Source organism: Streptomyces sp. NBC_01788, assembly GCF_035917575.1.
GTDB lineage: Bacteria > Actinomycetota > Actinomycetes > Streptomycetales > Streptomycetaceae > Streptomyces.
This window is the reverse complement of the sequence record NZ_CP109090.1, coordinates 4189707-4209489: the sequence shown is the minus strand read 5'-3', so window position 1 is coordinate 4209489 and position 19783 is coordinate 4189707. Positions and strand designations below refer to the sequence as shown.

Genomic DNA, 19783 nt, shown 5'->3' with positions numbered 1-19783 from the left:
GGCCTCCCGTACCCCCGGACGGCCCCCACGAGGGCTTCCAGCGACCCAGATCACCCCGCGCCCGGCTGCATTGCGTCAGAAGATGGGGGTAGTCTCAAACGGACTACATAAGTTACTGATCAGTAATTTCGAGGCCGCATCAGGAGCCCCCATGCAACTCGCCGCGATCATCGTGTCGCTGGTCCTGACCGTGGTCGGCGTCGCGCTGCTCGCCCGTGCCATCGGCCAGTTCGTCCGGTACTTCAAGCTCGGCCAGCCCGTACCCGCCGGCACCCGCAGCGACAACCCCTACCAGCGCAGCGTGACCCTGGTGCGGGAGTTCCTCGGCCACACCCGGATGAACCGCTGGGGCATCGTGGGCGTCGCCCACTGGTTCGTGGCCATCGGCTTCCTGACGCTGCCGCCCACCCTCGCGCAGGCGTTCGGCCAGTTGTTCCGGGCCGACTGGACGCTGCCGGTCATCGGCGACTTCCTGCCGTTCGAGATGTACATCGAGTTCATCGGCGTGATGACCGTCCTCGGCATCGCCGTGCTCATGGCGATCCGGCTGCTGAGCCTGCCGTCCCGGCCCGGCCGCAAGTCCCGCTTCGCCGGTTCCAAGGCCGGCCAGGCGTACTTCGTCGAGTACGTCATCCTCACCATCGGCCTCGCGATCTACGTCCTGCGCGGTCTTGAGGGCGCGCTCCACCACGTGGGGCACTACGAGGCCGGGTACTTCGCCTCGTACCCGCTGGTGCTCGCCTTCAAGGGCCTGTCGGCCGGCACCCTGCAGAACCTGGTCTACCTGACCGCGATGATCAAGATCGGCACGTCCTTCGTGTGGATGATCGTGGTCTCCCTGAACACCAACATGGGCGTGGCCTGGCACCGCTTCCTGGCCTTCCCGAACATCTGGTTCAAGCGCGAGGCCACCGGCGGTACGGCCCTCGGCGCCCTTCAGCCGATGACCTCCGGCGGCAAGCCGATCGACTTCACCGACCCCGGCGAGGACGACGTCTTCGGCGTCTCCCAGGTCGAGCAGTTCTCCTGGAAGGGCCTGCTGGACTTCTCCACCTGCACCGAGTGCGGCCGCTGCCAGTCGCAGTGCCCGGCCTGGAACACCGGCAAGCCGCTCTCCCCCAAGCTGCTGATCATGTCGCTGCGCGACCACGCGCACGCGAAGGCGCCGTATCTGCTGGCCGGCGGCGGCAAGACCATGGAGGGCGAGGAGAAGGCGTCCGAGGAGCAGCTGAAGGACGTCCCGGCGTCCGCGCTCGCGGAGGCCGAGCGCCCGCTGATCGGAACGCTGGAGGCCGGCGCCGACAGCGCCTTCGCGGGCGGCGTCATCGACCCGGACGTGCTGTGGTCCTGCACCACCTGCGGCGCCTGCGTCGAGCAGTGCCCGGTCGACATCGAGCACGTCGACCACATCGTCGACATGCGCCGCTACCAGGTCATGATCGAGTCCGCGTTCCCGTCCGAGGCGGGCACGATGCTCAAGAACCTGGAGAAGAAGGGCAACCCCTGGGGCCTGGCCAAGAAGCAGCGCTTGGAGTGGACCAAGGAGGTCGACTTCGAGGTCCCGGTCGTCGGCAAGGACATCGAGGACCTCTCCGAGGTCGAGTACCTGTACTGGGTCGGCTGCGCCGGCGCCCTGGAGGACCGCGCCAAGAAGACCACCAAGGCCTTCGCGGAGCTGCTGCACATCGCGGGCGTGAAGTTCGCGATCATGGGCGGCGACGAGAAGTGCACCGGTGACTCCGCACGCCGCCTGGGCAACGAGCCCCTGTTCCAGGAACTCGGCATGGAGAACGTCGCCACGCTGAACATGGCCTTCGGCGAGGAGACTGACGACGAGGGCAACGTCACGCCCGAGTCCAGGAAGCCGAAGTCGGCCAAGAAGATCGTCGCCACCTGCCCGCACTGCCTCAACACGCTCGGCAACGAGTACCCCCAGCTCGGCGGCGACTACGAGGTCATCCACCACACCCAGCTCCTCCAGCACCTGGTGGACGAGGGCAAGCTGGTCCCGGTGACCCCGGTCGAGGGCATCATCACCTACCACGACCCCTGCTATCTGGGCCGCCACAACAAGATCTACACGCCTCCGCGCGAGATCATCGGCAAGGTCCCGGGCCTCAGGAACGAGGAGATGCACCGCCACAAGGAGCGCGGCTTCTGCTGCGGCGCCGGCGGTGCCCGGATGTGGATGGAGGAGCGGATCGGCAAGCGCATCAACGACGAGCGCGTCGACGAGGCTCTTTCCCTGAACCCGGACATCGTCTCGACGGCCTGCCCGTTCTGCCTGGTCATGCTCACCGACTCGGTCAACGGCAAGAAGAACGACGGCAAGGCCAAGGAGTCCGTCCAGGTCGTGGACGTCGCCCAGCTGCTGCTGGACTCCGTCAGGACGCCGGTCGACCCGGCGGGCGACGCGGCCGACGAGACCGAGCCGGAGCCCGAGCCGGTGAAGTAGGCGGCAGCCGGCGCACGACCGGGCGGCATGGTCGTCCAGCGTCCGACGCCCCCGTGTCCGTATGGGCACGGGGGCGTCGCCGTGTTTCCAGGAGCGGTCTCCCGCGAGCGGTCTCCGGGAGCGCTACGCGCTCTTGGGCGCGGCCTGCTGCACGACCTCGAAGGACCACAGGGTGGAACCGCTGGCTGCGGGCTTCGGCCGCTCCTCTCCCTCACCCTCACCCGCGCCGGTGCCGGTGCCGGTGCCGGTGCCCTGGTGCGCGGACTTCATCGGCCCTTCCATCCAGGCCTGGAACGACTCCTCGTCACGCCAGCGTGTGTAGACGAGATAGGTGTCGGTGCCCTCGACAGGGCGCAGGAGCTCGAACCATTCGAACCCGTCGGAGTTCTCGACCGCGTGCGCCCGGGAGGCGAAGCGCTTCTCCAGCGTCTCGCGCTGCTCGGCTGGCACGGTCAGTACGTTGATCTTGACTACGCTCATGGTCCCATCCTGCCCGGTGGCCCCCGGGCCGCCACTCAGCGCCTCCGTGATCCGGGAGGCGATCCGGGAGGCGAACCGGGAGGCGAACCGGAAGCTCCCGCCCGGCGCCTCGGACCGCCCGTGAGCCGTCTCCGAGCACCCCGCGGACACCCCTGAGAAACGCCCGGAACGCCCCTTAGGGGATGTCACAGCTCGGACCCAAAGCCCTGCCGGAACACCCGCTCCCGCACGGGATTCGGCGGGCTCGGGTACGTTCGATGACGTGGCTGGATTCAGGAGCGGACGCGGCGACCGGAACGACCGGGCCCCGCAGGCGCGGACCCAACGACCTCCGTACGGGCAGCAGGCACCCCAGGCCCCCTCGTACGGCTATCCCCCGGCGCAGCAGCCGTACCCGCAGCAGCGGCCGCCGTACGGAGGCGGGGGCGCCCAGTGGCCCCGGGCCGACGGCGGTGGCTACGGCGAGCCGGAGTACTTCGGCGGCGGCCACCCGCAGGGCGGACCCGATCCGTACGCGGCCGACAACCCCGGCCACACCCAGGCCTTCGCGGTCGGCGAGGACCCGTACAACGAGAGCGGGACCTACCGTGCGGGCTCGGCGCCGGCCGGTCCGATCGGTCCCCGGCTGCACTGGACCGACCTGCTGCGGGGCATAGTCCTGTCCCCCAACCAGACCTTCCTCCAGATGCGCGACTACGCGATGTGGGGCCCCGCCCTCATCGTGACGTTCCTCTACGGGCTGCTCGCGGTCTTCGGCTTCGACGGCGCCCGCGAGGAGGCCATCAACGCCACCCTCACCAACGCGATCCCGATCGTCCTGATCACCGCCGTGGCGCTGGTGCTCAGCGCCTTCGTCCTCGGTGTGGTCACCCACACCCTGGCCCGCCAGCTCGGCGGCGACGGGGCCTGGCAGCCCACGGTCGGCCTGTCCATGCTGATCATGTCGGTGACGGACGCTCCGCGTCTGCTCGTCGCGATGTTCCTCGGCGGCGACGCGGGCTTCGTCCAGCTGCTCGGCTGGGCCACCTGGATCGCGTGCGGCGCGCTGCTGACCCTCATGGTCAGCCGCTCCCACGACCTGCCCTGGCCCAAGGCCCTGGGTGCCTCGGCGATCCAGCTGATCGCACTGCTGTCGATCGTGAAGCTCGGCACGTTCTGACGCTCCGGCGTTCCAGCGGCCCACCAGCACAAGGGGCCCGGCGATGCGCCGGGCCCCTTGCTCGTCTCAGCTGGTCCTCGCGAGTCTTCTCCGGTCTTCGCGAGTCCTCGCCGGCTTGCGCCGGTCTTCGCTCGTCAGAGCTTGCCGCCGATCTCGCAGGCCCGGCACGGCGGCTGCCCGCAGGTGCACTGCATGACGGCTTCGACGACGCCGCGGTCGTGGTAGAGGCACTCGTCCTTGCAGGTGTGGCGCGGTATGAACCCCGCCGGGATCTCGCCGGGCCACGGCTCATGACCGTCCCGGCAGCGGGCGAACCGCTCGGGGTCGGTGGAGTGCAGCTCGTGCATGCCCGAACGTGCGGTGTCCTCCAGCTCCCGCACCCGCTCCACCAGGCTCTTCAGCTCGGCGGCGAGGCCGGCGTACTGGTCGGTGCCGGTCCTCACGTGTGCGGCCCGCAGGGCCATCGCCGCGTTGCCCAGAAACCTGCCGGCGTCCTGCAGGTCGGTCACGTGATGCAACTGAATGCCGTTCACGCCTCGTACCCACACGGCGTCCATGTTGCTCACCGATCCGCCCTCCTTGGCTTTCTGCGAGACAGTATGCGCGGCGCCTGTGCCTCCGCATAAGGAAAATCAATCTATTTATCGAAACTAAAGGTATCGGTCGCGCCCGTCCAGCAAAATCCCGAGTGAGCCGCCTCACCCCGCCCTCACAGAGGATCTTCCACTGGTTCCCCGCGGCACCTGAATGATCAATACGGCCGCACGATCATGCGCTGTTGCGCACCCCACAGACCGCCGGAGCAGGGGAGAGGGCGGACGGCCCCTCCCCGACTTGACACGCCCATTGACGAGACGTCTCCTTGAAGAGAGGAAACAGTTGCGGCACACGCTTTTCCAGCGCGCCGCACGCTCGGGTTCGTGAGCGTCCAGCCAATTTCCGGAGCAATAATGGCCACTTACGAATATCTGTGCGACCATTGCGGCCCCTTCGATGTGAAATTGACGATCGGAACGGCACCCAAGACATACGGTTGCCCTTCTTGTGCGGAAGCTGCGAGGCGTTTGTACTCCTCGCGCGGCCTGTCGACGACCTCGAGCGCGTCCGCCGCCCTCCGCGAACGGGAGGAGCAGGCCCGTGAGGCCCCAGCCGTGGTCTCCGAAGTTCCCTCGCGCACAAGGCCGGAGCGGCGACCGCACCCCGCGCTCTCGCGGCTGCCGCGTCCCTGACGGTCTCCACCCCACGCGGAGTCAGGAGGTGCGTCGCGGTGGGAAATGTGGGACTCCTGTTTGTCGGCGCAGTGCTCTTCATAAATGGGTTGCTGCTCCTCAACAAGGTCGATGCCCGGTCAGGAGCAATACTGAACCTGTTCGTGGGCACATTGCAGGTACTGACGCCGACCTACCTCATCTTCACCGCCGGCGGCGACCCCAAGAAGATTCTGGCGGCATCCGGTATCTACCTGTTCGGATTCACCTATCTGTACGTGGGTATCGGCCTGCTCGCCAACCTCGACACCACCGGCGTCGGCTACTACTCATTGTTTGTGGCAATAGCCGCACTGGGATATTCGTACGCCAATTTCCACCTCTTGCACGACGCCCCCTTCGGGGTCATCTGGCTCTACTGGGCCTTGCTCTGGTTCCTGTTCTTCCTGCTGCTCGGCCTCAAGATGGAGCACCTCAGGGCGTATACGGGCTGGATCACCGCGATCGAGGGCTGGGTCACCGGTGCCATTCCCGCGGCGCTGCTGCTCACCGGCTACTGGAAGCACCCCACCGAGACCGCCATCGCGCTGGGAGTGTTCGGCGTGCTGATGTTCGTGGGGCTGTGGCCGCGCACCCGTGGAACGCCCCGGCCGACCCGAGCCGCTCCGCCGGCCGGCAGCGCGGGTGCTCCAACGTCACCGGATCAGAAGTGAGGAGTTGTCATGCCCGAAATTCTCTTCAACGTGGACCAGAGCAAGTCGATGCGCGAGCAGGACGTTCCCGGACACAACAGGTGGCACCCCGACATCCCCAACGCCACCATGGTGAAGCCGGGAGCGGAGTTCCGGATCGAGTGCCGCGACTGGACCGACTGCCAGATCGGCGACAACGACTCCGCCAACGACGTGCGCGACATCGACCTGACCGTCCCTCACATGCTCAGCGGGCCGATAGGCGTGGAGGGCGCCGAACCCGGCGACCTGCTCGTCGTCGACATCCTCGACCTCGGTCCCGTGCCGCAGCAGCGCGGCGACGCGGCGGGCCAGGGCTGGGGCTACACCGGCATCTTCGCCAAGACCAACGGCGGAGGCTTCCTGACCGACTACTTCCCGGACTCCTACAAGGCCATCTGGAACTTCCACGGCCAGCAGGCGGTCTCCCGCCACCTGCCCGGCATCCGCTACACCGGAATCACCCACCCCGGTCTGTTCGGAACGGCCCCGTCCGCCGAGATGCTCGCCCGCTGGAACAGGCGCGAGAAGGCGCTGATCGACACCGACCCGAACCGGGTCCCGCCCCTCGCCGTACCTCCGGACGCCACCCACGCGCTCGCCGGCACGGCCACCGGTGACGTCGCCACCCGCATCGCCGAGGAAGGGGCACGTACGGTGCCGGCCCGTGAGAACGGCGGCAACCAGGACATCAAGAACATGACCCGCGGCTCGCGGGCCTTCTTCCCCGTGTACGTCAAGGACGCCAAGCTCTCCGCGGGCGACCTGCACTTCAGCCAGGGCGACGGAGAGATCAGCTTCTGCGGCGCCATCGAGATGGGCGGCTACATCGACTTCCATGTCGAACTGATCAAGGGCGGCATGGAGAAGTACGGCATCACCACCAACCCGGTGTTCATGCCCGGCAACGTCGAGCCGCGCTACACGGAGTTCATCAGTTTCATCGGTGTCTCCGTCGACCACGACACGGACACCAACTTCTACATGGACGCCACGCTGGCCTACCGGCGGGCGTGCCTCAACGCCGTCGAGTACTTCAAGAGGTTCGGCTACAGCGGAGAGCAGGCCTACCTGCTGCTCGGCTCCGCGCCCATAGAGGGACGCATCAGCGGCATCGTGGACATCCCCAACGCCTGCTGCTCGCTGTACGTCCCCACCGCCATGTTCGACTTCGACGTCCGGCCGTCCGCCGCCGGCCCGGTCAAGGCCGACCGCGGCCAGGCCGCGCTGACCAGCGCCTGACCCGACCACGCACAGGTACGGCCCCGCAGCGCCTGCTGCGGGGCCGTACGACGCTCGATGCGGGGTCTCGCTACAGGGCGTCCTTCGAGGGCGTGATCGGCGTACCGGCCTTGCGGCACGGAGGAAGCACGGACCAAGGGAAGTTGATCCAGTCGTCGGTGCGCTTCCAGACGTATTCGCACTTCACGAGCGACTGGGACTTCTCGTAGATGACGGCACTGCGCACCTCGGCGACGGTGTCCAGGCAGAAGTCGCGGACCAGCTTGAGCGTCTTGCCGGTGTCGGCGACGTCGTCCGTGATCAGGACCTTCTTGTCGGAGAAGTCGATCACGTTGGGCACGGGCGCGAGCATGACGGGCATCTCGAGCGTGGTCCCGACACCGGTGTAGAACTCGACGTTGACCAGGTGGATGTTCTTGCAGTCGAGGGCGTAGGCGAGCCCGCCGGCGACGAAGACTCCGCCGCGCGCGATGCTGAGCACGATGTCCGGCTCGTACCCGTCGTCGGCGATGGTCTGCGCGAGCTCGCGCACGGCGGTGCCGAAGTCCTCGTAGCTGAGGTTCTCTCGTATCTCGGTCATGTCGTGGGCGCGCCCCTCATACCTGCGTGCGGTGGAAGTTGAGGTAGGAGCGGGAGGCGGTGGGACCGCGCTGCCCCTGGTACCGGGAGCCGTAGCGTTCACTGCCGTACGGGGCCTCGGAGGGCGAGCTGAGCCGGAACAGGCACAGCTGCCCGATCTTCATCCCGGGCCAGAGCTTGATCGGCAGGGTCGCGAGGTTCGACAGCTCCAGGGTCACGTGCCCGGAGAAGCCGGGGTCGATGAACCCGGCGGTGGAGTGGGTGACCAGCCCGAGCCGCCCGAGCGAGCTCTTGCCCTCGAGCCGGGAGGCGAGATCGTCGGGAAGCGAGATGACCTCGTACGTCGACGCGAGGACGAACTCCCCCGGATGCAGGATGAACGGTTCGTCGCCCTCCGGCTCGACGAGCCGGGTGAGGTCCGGCTGTTCGACGGAGGGGTCGATGTGGGGGTAGCGGTGGTTCTCGAACACCCGGAAGTAGCGGTCGAGCCGCACATCGATGCTCGACGGCTGCACCATGGATTCGTCGAAGGGATCGATCCGCACCCGCCCGGCGTCGATCTCGGCCCGGATGTCCTTGTCTGAGAGAAGCACGTAGCGAGGATACGCAAGACGCGCGGAGCCCCCACAATCAGGACGACTCCACGCGCCGGTACCGCGTTGCTGCCGCTACCGCTTCTGCAGTCCCACAGGCACCACGCTGCGGAGCCTGGCACACCGTGGACACCTCATGAGCCGGCCGGGGCCGAGCCGCTCGGCCTGCTGCATCGGGAACGAAGCGGTGCTGAACACGTGCCCCTCGGCACAACGGACGACGGTGCGCTCCATCAAGTCCCTTAAGTCCCTTCCCCAGAACCGCGTCTGGCCTCTCGCCGCCTGACGACAAAAGCCACAGTACGGGATCAAGGAGACGTGCCACCAGACGGCACTCCGGCCCACAGGACCCCAGCCGCGCACCCCCACCGTACGCCCCAACTCCGTTCCCCCGCAGCGCCGCTCCCCCTTTTGAAACGCACACCGGCCCCACGGTTCGAGCACCGAGGGCCAGGGATGGGGTACAGTGAGCGCCGGACCCGAACTTTGGTCGGCGTCTTACGCGGGTGTAGTTTAATGGTAGAACATCAGCTTCCCAAGCTGAGAGCGCGAGTTCGATTCTCGTCACCCGCTCCATGATTCAGGCCCAGGTCAGCGACCTGGGCCTTGTTGTTGTGTGCGGTGATCAGTCGCTGCGTGCCGGATTCGCTTGCTGACGCTCCTCGTCGGAGCGTTGGTAGATCAGGGCTGGTCGCCAGGCCTCCAGCCCGTAATGTTGAGCACATGACGCGGTTGATCGTCGCAGCAGGAGGAGGTGGCGACGCAGTCGCCGCCGCAATGCTTCACGCCGCCCTGTACGGCGACGAGGACCAGGCGGTGATCCTCACGTACGCCTGGGACCGCCTGCTGGTCGACCCGATCCCGGGCCCGCGAGGGGCGGACAACTTCACGGGTCTGGAACCGGTCACCCGCTGCGTCTGGTCGGTGCCGGCCACGGCCGAGCCGATCGCCCCGGCGGGCTCCACTCTCCCCCGACTCGCGGCAGGGCTCCCCCACACCTTCGCCCTGCTCGACCCGCACCACGGCGCCGAGGGCGTCACACGCCAGCTCGAAGAGCTGATCGACCACTTGGCCCCCGTGTCGATCGATCTGCTGGACGTGGGCGGCGACATCCTCGCCGAGGGCGACGAGCCCACGCTCAAGAGCCCGCTCGCCGACGCCCTCACCCTCGCCGCGTGCTGTCAGGTCAACGCCCCGATCCGCTTGCTGGTCGTAGGCCCGGGACTGGACGGTGAAGTCTCGCCCGACGACTTGCGCCCCCTCTTCGGCCCCCTCGTCCACAGCTTCACGGCGCAGGACGTGGAGTCGGTCGGCAGCGTCCTGGAGTGGCACCCCTCAGAGGCGACAGCGATGCTCGCGGCGACAGCCCGAGGAGCCCGCGGCCTCTGCGAAATCCGGGACGCCGGCTTCGCCGTACCCCTCACCGAGGAGGGGCCCACGGTCCACGAAGTCGACTTGGATGAAGCCATCAGCCGCAACACCCTGGCCCGCGCCATCATGACGACGGCCACCCTGGACGAAGCCGAGGCATACAGCCGCGAGATCTGCGGCTTCTCTGAAATCGACTACGAACGCAACAAGGCGACATGGCTCACCGAGCAGCCACCGACGAGGCTCGACTCCGACGACGTACTGCCCCGACTCGCCCAGTTCCAACGTGAGGCACACGGCCGCGGAGTCACCCACACGACCTTCCGCCACATCACCGAGGCCCTGAACCTCAGCGGCTCTCACCGCGGCGAGCTGCGCCAACTCCTCATCAACAGCCGCCCAGATCAGTACGCGGCGCCCTTGTGGCGCATCCCTGCCGACGACTGAGTTACAACCTTCTTCACGGGTTCAAGCCCCGGCTGCGCTCCGCTCCGCCGGGCGCGCTCCGCGCGCGCTGCACCGACGCGCGCCCACGTGTGGATAGGGCGCCGTTCCCGACTGCGGGTCCGTAGGTGGCGTGCGCGGGGAGCTCCCATCCTGGGAGAGTGGTGGGCTGGTGAGCGTGGGATACCGGCGCCGAGTGGGAGAACCCGACGCTTGAGCGGTACCTCGAAGCGCTCGCGGCGTGGATCAGCTCCTCTCCAAATTGGTACCGGAACTTTGACCAGGAGATGCCGCCGTCCGGGGACTGGACATTCTTCGCACGGGCCCTGAGCACAGCAGTGGTGTACGAGTGATGCCACGAAACGGTGGCCGGTAATACCCGCAGCCGGGCCGTCCCTGGGCCGTCCGAGGCCGACCAACGTTGACAGGCGCTGGCAGAGGCTGACGGCAGCATGGCGGGTCACGCAGGCGAGCCAGGAAAGACGCCCGCGTGAGAGGTTGGCTGCACCACTGCCAGAAGAACTGATTTCGCAGCGGTACACGGTCTGGATCACAGGAGGAAGCGTGGCGGTGCACACGGGGCCCTGGTTGCAGGTAGTTCCGGAGCAAGGCGCACGCACTGCCTGTCGATCTACTGCTTCCCGTGACCGGCAGGACGTACGTAGCGCGTCTCGACGGCCGGGAGATGCGCGACACGGACGCTGTCTTCCAGCAGTTCTACAACGGGTTGAGGCTGCCTGATCACTTCGGGTGGAACTGGGATGCCCTGTCAGACTGTCTGGGCGATCTGAAGTGGTTGTCTGCGGACCACTGCGTGCTGATCGTCAAGGCCGCGGATGAGGCACTGCCAGGCGATGCCTCCGGGCGGCGGTTGCTCTTCAAGACGCTTCTGCGGGCAGGACAGCGATGGTCCTACATAAAGCGGCCCGAGGGCATCGAACTCAGCAGGCTAGTGGTTGTCATGTCATGCGAGGCCGCATCCGTCCCGTCCCTTGAGGAACAGTTGCGATCGTGCCTGACTCAGGACGCTCGTGGGGCAGCAGGGAGTTGAGCCCCCGGCGCGGCTCCGTTCCCGGAGGGGCAGGCCCTAGTCTGATCTCCGTGAGGCAGGCAGGCGCTGGGAAGGATGATCGGCGATGACGCCCCTGAGCAGCGGGGACCCGGATTCCATAGGCGGGTACACCCTTCTCCGCCGGCTCGGGGCGGGCGGCATGGGAGTCGTCTATCTCGGAGTCTCCGCCTCGGGACGGCAGGTCGCGGTCAAGCTCGTGCACGGGCCGTATGCCCAGGAGGAGGAGTTCCGGACGCGCTTCCGGCAGGAGATCTCGGCAGCGCGCAGAGTGAGCGGTGCCTTCACCGCGCCTGTCGTGGATGCCGACCCGGACGCCGACCGGCCGTGGATGGCGACGCTCTACGTGCCGGGACTCAGCCTCGCCGAAGTCGTGGAGAAGGGCGGCCCGCTGAGCCGGCGGGAGCTGCGCGCGCTGGGGCTGGGGCTCACCGAGGCACTGCGCGACATCCACCGGGTGGGCCTGGTGCACCGGGACCTCAAACCGGGCAACGTCCTGATGACCGAGGACGGGCCGCGCGTCATCGACTTCGGCATATCGCGTGCTTCCGACAACCAGAACCTCACCGCGACCGGGCGGATGATCGGCACTCCGCCCTTCATGTCGCCGGAACAAGTGGCCTCCGCCCGAGACGTCACCCCGGCCTCGGACGTGTTCTCGCTGGGATCACTGCTGGTGTTCGCGGCCGTCGGCACGGGACCGTTCGACGCCGACAGCCCGTACATAACCGGCTATCAGGTGGTGTACGGGACGCCGGACCTCGGCGGGGTGCCCGAAGCGCTCCTGGACATTGTCGAGCGCTGCCTGGACAAGGACCCGGCCGCACGGCCGGAACTGACGGACATACACCGCATGCTCCAGGCGCTGCCGGAATCCGACGCCACCGGGTCCCCTGAGACCGGGCAGTCCACGAAACCCCGGCGTCGCCCCACTTCTCGGAAGGCCGCCACCAGTTCCGCGGGTGCCGCGACCGGCACCGGCAGCGGCAAGCGCCGACGAGCACGGATGCTGCTCACCGGCCTCGGCGCGGCGCTGGCCGTCACGGGGCTGTGGATCGGGATGGGTGTCTTCGTGTCCGCTCCGGACACGACCACCACCGCCTCCGACGCCACCGCCACCGCCCGTGCCGCGTCACTGCCCGACGGCTGGCGGCCGTGGCGGACGAAGCTGCGGTACGACGTGACGGGTGTCCCTCTCGACTACGGCAGCCCCGGATGTGTGGCGGAGGGAAGCGACCTGTTCTGCGGCGGTACGGGATTCACGGCGGCCAGAATCGACGCGGCCTCCGGCCGCACCCTGTGGCGGACCGGCACCCGCCCTCAGGGGGCCCAGCCGATCGGCGTTCGCGACGGGCTGGTCTACATGTACGAGGAACCGGACGACGAGACCAGGCGGTTGGTGGCCCTCGACGCCGGTACCGGGCACCGGCGGTGGCAACGCGACATCAACCGGGCCGAAAAGGCGGTCCTGTACGACGGCGGACTGCTGACCCTGTCTCCCGACTCCTCGTGGTTCGTGGCCTACGGACCTTCCGGCAAGGAACTGTGGCGGGCGCCTTCGCTGGACGAGTACTGCACTCCGACGGCACTGGGAGGCGTCCCCTACGCCCTGTGCTCGGAGGGCACCGAGTCCGGCCAGGCCCCGGTCGACCTGATGAGGCTCGGACCCGGCAGCCTGACCGAAAGCGCCACACTGCCCAAGAAGGCGGAAGCGCTCGGCGCCGTAGGCGGGCGACCACTGTTCCTCGCCCCCCAGACCGCGAAGGACGTGTACGAAGCCGGGTACGAACGGCCGTACAACGCGCTGCTGCGGGTGGCCCCGGAAACCGGGCAGGTCAGACGGATACCGCTGGCACATCCGCTGACCGGCGCGGCCACCCTCGCGGACGGCGTCGTCTACTTCGTCCGGTCCGACGGGTCGGTCACCGCGGTGTCGGCGGACAGCGGCAGACAACTCTGGCAGAAGGTCACGGACATGGAGAGTCTGTCCGCGCCCGCGGTGTCGGCGACGTACAAGCGGGTCTATTTCTCCAACCGCTTCGGCCGTCTGCTGGCACTGGACAGCCGCACCGGGGCGGAGGTCTGGCGCACCTCCGCTCTGGACGACCCCGGGGACAAAGCGCAGGGTTACCCGCCGCGCGTGCTGCTCGTCAGGGACGCGATCGTGGCGATGGCCGGCGACACGGCCTTCTCGCGGAGCCCGGACGGGCCCGCCTGACCGGCCGAGGCAATCGCGCCCGGGCTGAGAGCGCTGGTTCGGTTCTCGTCGCCCGGTCCAGCGAAGAGAGCCCCAGACCGTCGGTCCGGGGCTCCTTTGTCGTCAGCGGGTCTGTGCCCACACCACCAGCAGACCGACCACGGCCGTGCCCGTCCCGTAGCACGCGCCGCGGAGGAACTGGTCGGCCGCGACGCGCCGGCGACGTGAGAACCATCGCGCGACGTCACACGTCATTCGGCCGCAGCGCACCACGGTGGCGGACAGCCGTCGTCCGATGGCCCGTCGGCCCGGGGGTGTCGCTTCCTCCGTGGAACACCCTGCCCGGGCGGACCTTACTTTCATGGCGGTTACACCTGCCTTTCCTGGCGTTGTGGGTTTTTTCTTCTCTCCGGGCGGCCGGGCGTGCTCGCTCGTGGCACGCCCGGCCCAAGTGGCTGCGGTCGGCTCTCCGGTGGAGGCACGCGGGAGAGCGCGTATCAGCGTCAGGCAAGGGCCGGGGCCGGGTGGACGGCCTGTGCGGCGCGGAGTTGCCGGAAGGTGACACGGCCGTCGGCGTCGACGCGGGCGCCGTGCACGGCGGGTTCGGGCAGGCTGTTGTAGTGGAAAGGCGTCGAGAAGTAGTAGGCGCCGGTGTCCGGGACGACGACGAGGTCGCCGACGTCGAGGAGGGGCAGCGCACGGTTGCGTGCCAGCAGGTCACCCGCGAAACAGCACGGGCCCGCGATGTCCTGTGGCACGGGCCGGCCGTGCTTGGCCCGGCCGCCGGGGTCGTGGGCCTCGATCCGCAGGGGCCATGCGTCGGGGGCGAACACGGTCCGGGTGGCCACCTGTGCGCCGGCGTGGGTGATCGCGATGGGACGTCCGCCGACGGTCTTGGTGTACTCGACGTACGCGGCGGTGAACCCGTTCTTGGCCAGCACGGAACGGCCGAACTCGGTGATGATCTCGTACTCGCCCGAGAAGAGGGCCGGCGCGTGCTCGCGCAGGTGATCCACGTAGGTGTCGAAGCCGGGCGTCGTCTCGTCGCTGTCGAAATTGACCGGCAGTCCTCCCCCGATGTCGATGCCGGTGACCTGCCGGCGGCCGAGGTGGGCGTTGATCTCCTCGGCGAACTCCACCGCCTTCGCGATGCCTTGGGCGATCAGGTCCAGGGGACAGCCCTGCGAGCCGACGTGTGTGTGCACCCAGGTGAGCCAGGGACGGTCCCGGTACGCCTGGAGCAGTCGTCGCCGGTTGCCCTCGTCCTCCAGCGGAATACCGAACTTCGAGGTCGACGTGGCCGTGCTCATGGCGGTGATCGAGCCGGCGCCGATCTGGGGGTTGATGCGCACACCGATGCGCGAGTCGGAACGACGGGTCGCCAGGATCTCGTCCAGCCGCGAGAGTTCCTGGAAGCTGTCCGCGTTCACCGCGACCCCCAGGCTCAGTGCCCGGACCAGTTCTGCCCGTGTCTTGGCGGGGGAGTCGAACACGATGTGTGCGGGTTCGAAGCCCGCCTCCAGCGCCTGGGCGAGTTCGCCGGCACTGGCGACCTCGCAGCCCATGCCGCTCAGGCGCACTTCCTCGAGCACGGGAACCAGGCAGTTCGCCTTGGCCGCGAACGCGTGCAGGACCCGGAGGGAGTCGGGGAACGCGCTCCGCAGGGACGTGACGGTGTCGTTGACGCCGTCGAGGTCGACGAACCCGGCCAGTACGGCCGTCTCGGGTTCCAGGAGTCCCTGCTCTACGGCTGCCCGCAGAATCCGCTCGCGCCGGTCGGCCTTGTCAGAACCATTCATCGTGCACTCTCCCCGAGCCGAGTTCTCGCCGCCACGGCTGCCGTGGGGCGGACCACCAGACTCTCGTCGGAGCGGTGCGGGTGTCTTCGTCGGGAGTCCCGGTTTTCCGCCGCGCGGTTCTCACCGGGGAGCGAAGCCGCGGACGTGCCACAGCCGCCATGGTGCTCGGGCACGAAGAAGCGGCTCTTTCTTCGTGGGGGCGCCCGAATGCTCACGCCTCCCGGCCACCGCGGTCGAGAAGGCGCAGTTGCAGTTGGGCGAGGAGCCGGGCGTCCGGACTGCGGAGATCCAGCCCGGACACCTCGGTGAGCCGGCTGATCCGGTGGCGGAGGCTGTTCGCGTGCACACCCAGCGCCCGAGCGGTGTCCGGCACGTGACCGAAGTGGTCGAGGTAGGCCCGCAGGGTCTGCACCATGGTGCCTCCGCCGTGCGCGGCGTCGAACGCCACCAGGCGTGCCACCGGTGTCTCCGGTGCCAGGGACGGTCCCGTCAGCGTGTCCAGCATCTGGTTCAGGGCGATCGTCTCGGCCACCTCGCTCGCGAAGGCGACGGTGCGGTGCTCTCCCGTCGAGAGCAGGGCTCTCAGTGCCAGGTCCGCCGTCCGGCGGGACTCGGGCAGGTCCGCCAGGGTCCCGACCACCGTGCCCAGACCGATTCTCGCTTCCGGCCCGAACGCGTCGGCCACCTGCCGGACCAGTGACTTCCCCAGACGTGCGACCTGTTCGACGGCCCGCTGCATGTCCTGGTGCAGCGCGCCCACCACGACCAGGGCCCCCTGGCTCACCGGCACCGCGACCGGCGTGAGGTCGTTCGCGCCGCAGTACACCGCCATCAGGGCACACAGCCTTACGGTTTCCTCCGCCTTGCAGGAGGCTCCGGGGCGTACCGACAGGACGGCGCAGTTCCCGCGCGCCGGAATTCCGGTGCGCTCGGTCAGCAGACCGGCGGATCCCCGTCCGTCGAGCAGCGCACGGGCCGCGTCCTCGACCAGCCGGGCGTGCGTACGGTGCGAGCGGTGGTGCAGCAGATGTACGGCCGCCACCCGCGCCGCCGACCGCAGTGTGTCGGAGGCGTGTGGCGGGAGGTCGCCGCCCGCGGCCGCCACCCAGATCGATCCCAGGATCTCTCCGCCTGCCCGGACGGCCACCACCAGACGTTCGGGATTCTCCCCGTGCGCCGGCCGGTGGATGACGTCCCCCGAGCCCCACAACGCGCGGAAGAACCCGGCCTCCCGCATGGCGGCCACGCGCCACTCCGGCACGCGGCGGCCGAGAATGGTCAGTCGGCGTAACTCGTCCACGTCCTCCTTCGTGGACGAGTACGCCAGGACCCGGGACTCCACGTCCTCGATCGTCACCGCGCCGCTGACCAGGACCGCCACCGCGTCGGCCAGCCCGTTCAGGTCGCCCGGCGTCACAGCCGGATCGGCGGGGACTCCGGACAGGACCAGACCGGCCCGCAGCGCGCCGATCAACTCGACCCAGCCGCACCACGCCGTCCGGAAGAGCACCGCCGTACCGGCGTCCTCGGCGGCCGCCCGCAGCGCGTCCGGGGGCCGTCCCGACCTGCCCGGCCCGAAGACCAGCGCGGCCGCTCCCGAGCCGGCGGCATCGCGCACGACGTCGACGGCGGCGGCCGACTGCGGATCCATGCCCACTGCCAGCAGCACCTGCCCCCGCGGCAGCCCCGACTCCAGCGGGTCCAGCACCGTGATTCCCTCGACCACGCCCCCCAGGCCCCGCGGAGCCGTGCACAGCTCCAGCGCACCGGCACCCATGACCGACAGAAGTCTTTCCAGCGTCGGCCCCGCTGCGGCGGCGTCCCCCTGCCCGGCCGTTCCGTTCAGCAGCATCAGGCCCCCTCGTGTCGATGCGCCGTGTGACGGTGAGTGTAGGAGGAGTCACACAAATGACGCGAGGTGTGTGCACGCGAGCCGACCACCCGCTCCGCGCCGAGGCCGTCGGGCCATGGCGGCCTCGGGCGCTTCCTCCCGTCGCCGGCGCGGGGCGGCGTAGCCGTGGCGGGCGACGGCGAAGGTGGCCGCCGCCGCTTCCACTGCCCGGCAACGGAAGCGGCGGCCGTGATGCGCTGCGGCCCTGGCCCGGGGCGGTGCGCCCTGCGGACAGCGCGCGGTTTGCGGGAGGGCGGGCGTCGGGCTTCAGGGCGGCGGCCCGTACCGCCGTCGCGCCTCGCGTCCGCACTCCGCGTCACGAGTTGCAGCGGAACGTCGGCGTCCGGACGAAGGGCGTATCAAGGCGGCATCAAGTGCGTGTAAAGATTGCCGGGAGCAGGCAATGTGTTGTCACCCGATCGCATGGCAATATGCGGGCGGGGGAGATCGTCGAGTGAAAGCGCGGCCCAAATGAACTGGTTTGTGGGTCTCGGTATCGCTGGACTGGTCCTGCTGGTGCTCTCGCTGATCTTCGACGGGATCCTGGAAGGCCTGTTCGGCGGGGTGCTGGACGGGTTGTTCGACGGGCTGCTGTCGCTGCCGGTCATCGCCGGATTCGTGTCCATGCTCGGCTTCGGCGGGGCGATCGCGCTCGGCACCACCGGCCTGGGGGTCACGGGGGCCACGGCGATCGGCGTGGTGGCGGGCGTCGCCACGGGCTGGCTGACGTGGAAACTCAGCCGCGCCCTGATGCGGGAGCAGGGCGCTGCCGCTCCGCGGGGCGACGATCTCGTCGGCGGCTCCGGTTCCGTGGTGACCGCTATTCCGGCCGAGGGGTACGGCGAAGTGCTGGTGCATCTCGCCGGGCAGCCGCTGAAGCTGGCCGCGAAGTGTTCGGTGCCGGTGGCGCGGGGTGCCGAGGTCTGGGTGGAGTCGGTGCTGTCCGCGACCTCGGTCGTGGTCCGGCCGGTCGACGACTGACCGTCGAAGCTGCGCGCCACACCACGAGGCCCGCACGCCCGCCCCTTCGTCTTCCTTCCGCGTCCGTTTCTGATCCGTTCCGATTCGCCGTCCCCCGGGGAGGGCTGAGGGGATTCCACATATGAGCCCTGTACTGATTGCCGTGATAGGAGCCGTCGTACTCCTGGTCCTGCTGGCCCTCGTGGTCGTCACCCGCTACAAGGTCGCGGGTCCCAGCGAGGCGTTCATCGTCACCGGACGGCGCGGCAAGAAGTCCACGGACCCCGAGACCGGCCGCGTCTCCATCGACAACAGCGGCCAGAAGGTCGTGGTCGGCGGCGGTGTCTTCGTCGTGCCCTTCGTGCAGCAGAAGTTCAGCCTCGACCTGTCCAGCCGGCACATTCCGGTGGCCGTCCGGGGCGCGGTCACGCTGCGCGGGGTGAAGGCCAACCTGGAGGGCGTCGCCATCGTCAAGGTCGGCGGCACCGAGGACTCGATCCGCGCCGCGGCCCAGCGCTTCCTGCAGCAGCAGGACGGCATCGTCGGGTTCACCCAGGAGGTGCTGTCCGGCGCGCTGCGCTCCATCGTCGGGCGGATGTCCGTCGAGGACATCATCCGGGACCGTGCCGCCTTCGCCGGTCAGGTCGCGGAGGAGGCCGAGGCCAGCCTGTCCGGGCAGGGGCTGGTGCTGGACGCCTTCCAGATCCAGGACATCACCACCGAGGGCTCCTACCTGGAGGACCTCGGCCGGCCTGAGGCGGCCCGCGCCAAGCAGGAGGCCGACATCGCCGAGGCCGTCGCACGGCGCGCTTCCGAGCAGGCCCGCCTCAAGGCGGAGGAAGAGATCGCGATCGCCCAGCGCACCTACGCCCTGAAGCAGGCCGAGATCAAGGCCGAGACGGACGAGGCAGCCGCCCGCGCCAACGCCGCCGGCCCGCTCGCCGAGGCCGCCCGGCGGCAGGAGGTCCTGCAGGAGCAGGAGAAGGTCGCCGTCCGGCAGGCCGCGCTGACCGACCGCGAACTGGACACCCAGGTCCGCAAGCCCGCCGACGCCGACCGTTACCGGGCCGAGCAGGAGGCGGAGGCCCACCGCATCGCCCTGGTCAAGGAGGCCGAAGCGGCCGCCGAGCGGGCACGGCTCACCGGTGAGGGCGAGAAGGCCCACCGTGCGGCGCTCGCCGACGCCGTTCGTATCGAGGGTGACTCCGAAGCGGCCGCGATCGCCGCGAAGGGCGCGGCCGAGGCCGACGCCATGCACAAGAAGGCCGACGCGTTCGAACGGTACGGCGACGCGGCGGTGCTCCAGATGCTGGTCGAGGTGCTGCCGCAGGTTGTCGCCAAGGCGGCCGAGCCGCTGTCGGCCGTGGACAAGCTGACCGTCATCTCCACGGACGGCGCGGGCCAGCTCCCGCGCACGGTCGCCGACAACGTCGCCCAGGGCATGGAACTCCTCAGCTCCACCACCGGCGTCGACCTCGCCCAGCTCCTCCAGGGCCTCGCGGGACGCGGCACGGCGAAGACCCCGGCACAGGTCGAATCCTCGACACCGGCGTCGGCCGAGCCGTCCCACGACAAGATCGACATCACCGAATAGAGCACAGAACG

Annotated in this window: 16 protein-coding genes, 1 tRNA gene and 1 pseudogene; 12 read left to right on the top strand and 6 right to left on the bottom strand. The window is 69.0% G+C overall.

What is annotated here, in order from left to right:
• The first annotated feature begins 151 nt into the window (after positions 1-151).
• Entirely contained in the window at positions 152-2455 is a 2304-nt protein-coding gene (locus OIE49_RS19090; RefSeq protein WP_326803373.1) for a (Fe-S)-binding protein, read from the top strand.
• Between the two features lie 123 nt (positions 2456-2578).
• Here OIE49_RS19090 and OIE49_RS19085 read toward each other — a convergent pair whose 3' ends face one another.
• The gene (locus OIE49_RS19085) at positions 2579-2935 is read right to left on the bottom strand and encodes an antibiotic biosynthesis monooxygenase family protein (RefSeq protein WP_326803372.1); all 357 of its coding nucleotides are present in this window, start codon (positions 2933-2935) and stop codon (positions 2579-2581) included.
• Between the two features lie 262 nt (positions 2936-3197).
• Between OIE49_RS19085 and OIE49_RS19080 the strand changes: the two genes are divergently transcribed.
• Positions 3198-4094, top strand: coding sequence for a Yip1 family protein (locus tag OIE49_RS19080; RefSeq protein WP_326803371.1), 897 nt, complete (start codon positions 3198-3200; stop codon positions 4092-4094).
• Between the two features lie 134 nt (positions 4095-4228).
• Here OIE49_RS19080 and OIE49_RS19075 read toward each other — a convergent pair whose 3' ends face one another.
• A complete protein-coding gene (locus OIE49_RS19075; protein WP_326806269.1) occupies positions 4229-4651 on the bottom strand; it encodes a hypothetical protein in 423 nt (140 codons plus the stop codon).
• A gap of 393 nt (positions 4652-5044) precedes the next feature.
• On the opposite strand from OIE49_RS19075, the gene OIE49_RS37140 reads away from it, so the two are divergent.
• From OIE49_RS37140 to fmdA, 3 genes are read left to right on the top strand one after another with little or no spacing between them, the layout of a single operon-like run.
• Entirely contained in the window at positions 5045-5323 is a 279-nt protein-coding gene (locus OIE49_RS37140; RefSeq protein WP_401741798.1) for an FmdB family zinc ribbon protein, read from the top strand.
• A 38-nt stretch (positions 5324-5361) separates the two neighbouring features.
• Entirely contained in the window at positions 5362-6015 is a 654-nt protein-coding gene (locus OIE49_RS19070; RefSeq protein WP_326803370.1) for an AmiS/UreI family transporter, read from the top strand.
• A 9-nt stretch (positions 6016-6024) separates the two neighbouring features.
• Positions 6025-7275, top strand: coding sequence for a formamidase (fmdA, locus tag OIE49_RS19065; RefSeq protein WP_326803369.1), 1251 nt, complete (start codon positions 6025-6027; stop codon positions 7273-7275).
• A gap of 70 nt (positions 7276-7345) precedes the next feature.
• On the opposite strand, the gene OIE49_RS19060 is transcribed toward fmdA, so the two are convergent.
• Both OIE49_RS19060 and dcd read right to left on the bottom strand, forming a co-directional pair.
• On the bottom strand, positions 7346-7855 hold the full coding sequence (locus OIE49_RS19060; RefSeq protein WP_326803368.1) for a phosphoribosyltransferase: 510 nt from the start codon (positions 7853-7855) through the stop codon (positions 7346-7348).
• Positions 7856-7871: 16 nt separating this feature from the next.
• Positions 7872-8447: a dCTP deaminase gene (gene dcd, locus OIE49_RS19055; RefSeq protein ID WP_100568384.1), complete on the bottom strand. Its 576-nt coding sequence runs from the start codon at positions 8445-8447 to the stop codon at positions 7872-7874.
• Between the two features lie 502 nt (positions 8448-8949).
• On the opposite strand from dcd, the gene OIE49_RS19050 reads away from it, so the two are divergent.
• The 5 genes and pseudogenes from OIE49_RS19050 to OIE49_RS19035 all read left to right on the top strand — a co-directional run bounded on the left by OIE49_RS19050 (position 8950) and on the right by OIE49_RS19035 (position 13549).
• A tRNA-Gly gene (locus tag OIE49_RS19050) sits at positions 8950-9023 on the top strand.
• Positions 9024-9224: 201 nt separating this feature from the next.
• Positions 9225-10265, top strand: coding sequence for a DUF1152 domain-containing protein (locus OIE49_RS19045; protein WP_442812349.1), 1041 nt, complete (start codon positions 9225-9227; stop codon positions 10263-10265).
• 200 nt (positions 10266-10465) lie between these two features.
• Positions 10466-10615 (top strand): annotated as a pseudogene (locus tag OIE49_RS37135) (DUF7660 family protein); the annotation flags it as partial.
• Positions 10616-10905: 290 nt separating this feature from the next.
• Positions 10906-11313, top strand: coding sequence for a barstar family protein (locus tag OIE49_RS19040; RefSeq protein WP_326803366.1), 408 nt, complete (start codon positions 10906-10908; stop codon positions 11311-11313).
• Positions 11314-11398: 85 nt separating this feature from the next.
• The gene (locus OIE49_RS19035) at positions 11399-13549 is read left to right on the top strand and encodes a protein kinase domain-containing protein (RefSeq protein WP_326803365.1); all 2151 of its coding nucleotides are present in this window, start codon (positions 11399-11401) and stop codon (positions 13547-13549) included.
• 482 nt (positions 13550-14031) lie between these two features.
• Here OIE49_RS19035 and OIE49_RS19030 read toward each other — a convergent pair whose 3' ends face one another.
• Both OIE49_RS19030 and OIE49_RS19025 read right to left on the bottom strand, forming a co-directional pair.
• A complete protein-coding gene (locus OIE49_RS19030) occupies positions 14032-15327 on the bottom strand; it encodes a diaminopimelate decarboxylase (protein ID WP_326803364.1) in 1296 nt (431 codons plus the stop codon).
• 211 nt (positions 15328-15538) lie between these two features.
• Positions 15539-17179 carry a helix-turn-helix domain-containing protein gene (locus OIE49_RS19025; protein ID WP_326803363.1) on the bottom strand — a complete coding sequence of 547 codons (1641 nt, stop codon included), beginning with the start codon at positions 17177-17179 and terminating at the stop codon, positions 15539-15541.
• A gap of 510 nt (positions 17180-17689) precedes the next feature.
• Here OIE49_RS19025 and OIE49_RS19020 point away from each other — a divergent pair.
• Together OIE49_RS19020 and OIE49_RS19015 are read left to right on the top strand one after the other, a co-directional pair.
• Positions 17690-18199, top strand: a complete 510-nt coding sequence (locus OIE49_RS19020; protein WP_326803362.1) for a hypothetical protein — start codon at positions 17690-17692, stop codon at positions 18197-18199.
• A 121-nt stretch (positions 18200-18320) separates the two neighbouring features.
• Entirely contained in the window at positions 18321-19772 is a 1452-nt protein-coding gene (locus tag OIE49_RS19015; protein WP_326803361.1) for a flotillin family protein, read from the top strand.
• The last annotated feature ends 11 nt before the right edge of the window (positions 19773-19783 follow it).

Coding starts and splice junctions, on each gene's coding strand:
- OIE49_RS19090 (WP_326803373.1), top strand. CDS start 152: ATGCAACTCGCCGCGATCATCGTGTCGCTGGTCCTGACCGTGGTCGGC.
- OIE49_RS19085 (WP_326803372.1), bottom strand. CDS start 2,935: ATGAGCGTAGTCAAGATCAACGTACTGACCGTGCCAGCCGAGCAGCGC.
- OIE49_RS19075 (WP_326806269.1), bottom strand. CDS start 4,651: ATGGACGCCGTGTGGGTACGAGGCGTGAACGGCATTCAGTTGCATCAC.
- OIE49_RS37140 (WP_401741798.1), top strand. CDS start 5,045: ATGGCCACTTACGAATATCTGTGCGACCATTGCGGCCCCTTCGATGTG.
- fmdA (WP_326803369.1), top strand. CDS start 6,025: ATGCCCGAAATTCTCTTCAACGTGGACCAGAGCAAGTCGATGCGCGAG.
- OIE49_RS19060 (WP_326803368.1), bottom strand. CDS start 7,855: ATGACCGAGATACGAGAGAACCTCAGCTACGAGGACTTCGGCACCGCC.
- OIE49_RS19045 (WP_442812349.1), top strand. CDS start 9,225: ATGCTTCACGCCGCCCTGTACGGCGACGAGGACCAGGCGGTGATCCTC.
- OIE49_RS19035 (WP_326803365.1), top strand. CDS start 11,399: ATGACGCCCCTGAGCAGCGGGGACCCGGATTCCATAGGCGGGTACACC.
- OIE49_RS19030 (WP_326803364.1), bottom strand. CDS start 15,327: ATGAATGGTTCTGACAAGGCCGACCGGCGCGAGCGGATTCTGCGGGCA.
- OIE49_RS19025 (WP_326803363.1), bottom strand. CDS start 17,179: ATGCTGCTGAACGGAACGGCCGGGCAGGGGGACGCCGCCGCAGCGGGG.
- OIE49_RS19020 (WP_326803362.1), top strand. CDS start 17,690: ATGAACTGGTTTGTGGGTCTCGGTATCGCTGGACTGGTCCTGCTGGTG.
- OIE49_RS19015 (WP_326803361.1), top strand. CDS start 18,321: ATGAGCCCTGTACTGATTGCCGTGATAGGAGCCGTCGTACTCCTGGTC.